This is a genomic window from Rhizobacter sp. (assembly GCF_031412075.1).
Taxonomy (GTDB): domain Bacteria; phylum Pseudomonadota; class Gammaproteobacteria; order Burkholderiales; family Burkholderiaceae_C; genus Rhizobacter.
This window is the reverse complement of record NZ_JANOCG010000568.1, coordinates 1-2,021: the sequence shown is the minus strand read 5'-3', so window position 1 is coordinate 2,021 and position 2,021 is coordinate 1. Positions and strand designations below refer to the sequence as shown.

The window sequence follows — 2,021 nt, the reverse complement described above, 5'->3', positions numbered from 1 at the left end:
ATCACTGGTCAGGCACTGCATGAAGGCCGTGGTGTCGGCGTTCAGGTAGTGCGCTCCGGTGGTGTGAAAGCAGGCGTTGCAGCTGGTGCTGACGTGGATCATCGCGGGGATGTTGTGCTCCACCATCTTTTCGTAGATCGGGTACCACGCGCGGTCGCTCAAAGGCGGCGACGTCCAGTGCCCGCCCGAGGGGTCGGGGTTCAGGTTGATGCCGACGTTGCCGTATTCCTTGACGCACTTCTCCAGCTCGGGGATGCAGGTCTTGGGGTCGACCCCCGGCGACTGCGGCAGCATGGCCGCGGGGATGAAGTGGTCAGGGAAGAGCTGGGCGACGCGGTAGCAGAGCTCGTTGCAAATGGCGGCCCAGGTCGACGAGACCTGGAAGTCGCCGATGTGGTGCGCCATGAAGCTCGCGCGTGGCGAGAAGATGGTGAGGTCGCTGCCGCGCTCCTGCATCTTCTTCAGCTGGTTGTTGACGATGCTGTCGCGCAATTCGTCGTCGCTGATCTTCAGCTCGCTCACCTTCGGCCTGCTGGCCAGGTCCTTGATGCCGGCGATCTGGCGGTTGCGCCAGTCTTCCAGCGCCTTCGGTGCGGTGGTGTAGTGGCCGTGGACGTCGATGATGAGGCTCATGTCTTCTCTTTCTCGTCTTGTGGGGGCTGGAGCATGGGTACGGTTTCTTTACCGCAGAGACGCCAAGGGGCGCAAAGGTCGCAAAGGAAAACGGTTCTCTTTTCTTTGCGCCCTTTGCGCTCTTTGCGCCTTGGCGGTGAAAACAGGTGACATGGGCACGGCCTCGTTCATCGGTACAGCGCAGCTGGCACCATCACCTCGCCACGCATGATCAGTCGCGCAGTGCGCAGCAGGGCCGCGCTCAACACGTTCTGCGAATTCTTCGGGTCGATCTCCAGCGCCACACTGAACTCGCCGGTCGGGTGCTCGACCGAGATGGTTTTCGTGTTGCCCGTCGGCACCACCGCGATGCCCTGCGTCACGGAACCCTCGAGCACGCAGGCCGTGCCCACCGTCACCGCCGCCAGCACACCGATCGAGTCGTGGCACACGTGCGGGATGAAGCTGCGGGTGTTCAGGCTGCCGCCGTGGCGCGGCGCCGAGATCAGCGTCATCTTGGGGTAGGGCTTGTTCGTCACGTCGCCGAGCTTCATGGCGTGGCCGGCGGCGATGCGCAGCGTTTCGACGCGCGCCTTCAACTCGGTGTCGGCGTTCATCTGCTCCACCGTCTCGTAGCCGGTGCGGCCCACGTCGCTGGCCTTGAACATGACGAGCGGCATGCCGTTGTCGATGCAGGTCACCTCGATGCCGTCGATCACGTCACGCACGTTGCCCGTCGGCAGCAAGCCGGGGGCCACCGAGCCGGCGGTGTCGAGGAAGTTGATCTTGATCGGCGCCGAGGTGCCAGGCACGCTGTCGATGCGCGCGTCGCCTTCGTAGCTCACCTGGCCGCCCGGGGTTTGCACCGTCACGTCGCACTGCATGTCGGTGTTGAGCGTGAGCACACGCAAGGTGGTGGTGTCGCCCCGGGGCCTCAGCAAACCTGTTTCCAATGCAAACGGCACCACGGCGGCGAGCATGTTGCCGCAGTTGGGTGTGGTGTCGACCGTGTCCTTGTCGGGCTGCAATTGAGCGAAGAGAAAGTCGAGATCGACCCCCGGCGTCTGGCTCAGCCGCACGATGCCGACCTTGCTGGTGAGCGGGTGCGCGCCGCCCAGCCCATCGATCTGGCGCCGGTCGGGCGAGCCCATCACGGCCAGCAGCACGCGGTCGCGCTGGGCGGTGTCGGCGGGCAGGTCGGCCTCGTTGAAGAAGGGTCCGCGTGATGAGCCGCCGCGCATGAAAAGGCAAGGAATCGGGTGCTGCATGGCCGGGTGCGGGAGCGAGTTTGTGGATGATTCTTGCGCAGCCATGCCCATGCAGCAACGAGATAGCCCACATAGCAGCTATGCCACTCTGGCATATTCCGGTGCATGGATTTGAAACAGCTGGAGTACTTCGTTCACGTC

The 2,021-nt window shown here is 64.0% G+C and carries 2 protein-coding genes; both read right to left on the bottom strand.

Annotation, left to right across the window (positions count from 1 at the left end; translation table 11 throughout):
* A partial coding sequence (locus tag RMO40_RS21110) for an amidohydrolase family protein (RefSeq protein WP_309725519.1) occupies positions 1-633 on the bottom strand: 633 nt, incomplete at its 3' end.
* A gap of 167 nt (positions 634-800) precedes the next feature.
* Entirely contained in the window at positions 801-1,880 is a 1,080-nt protein-coding gene (locus tag RMO40_RS21105; RefSeq protein WP_309725515.1) for a 4-oxalomesaconate tautomerase, read from the bottom strand.
* Between the last annotated feature and the right edge of the window lie 141 nt (positions 1,881-2,021).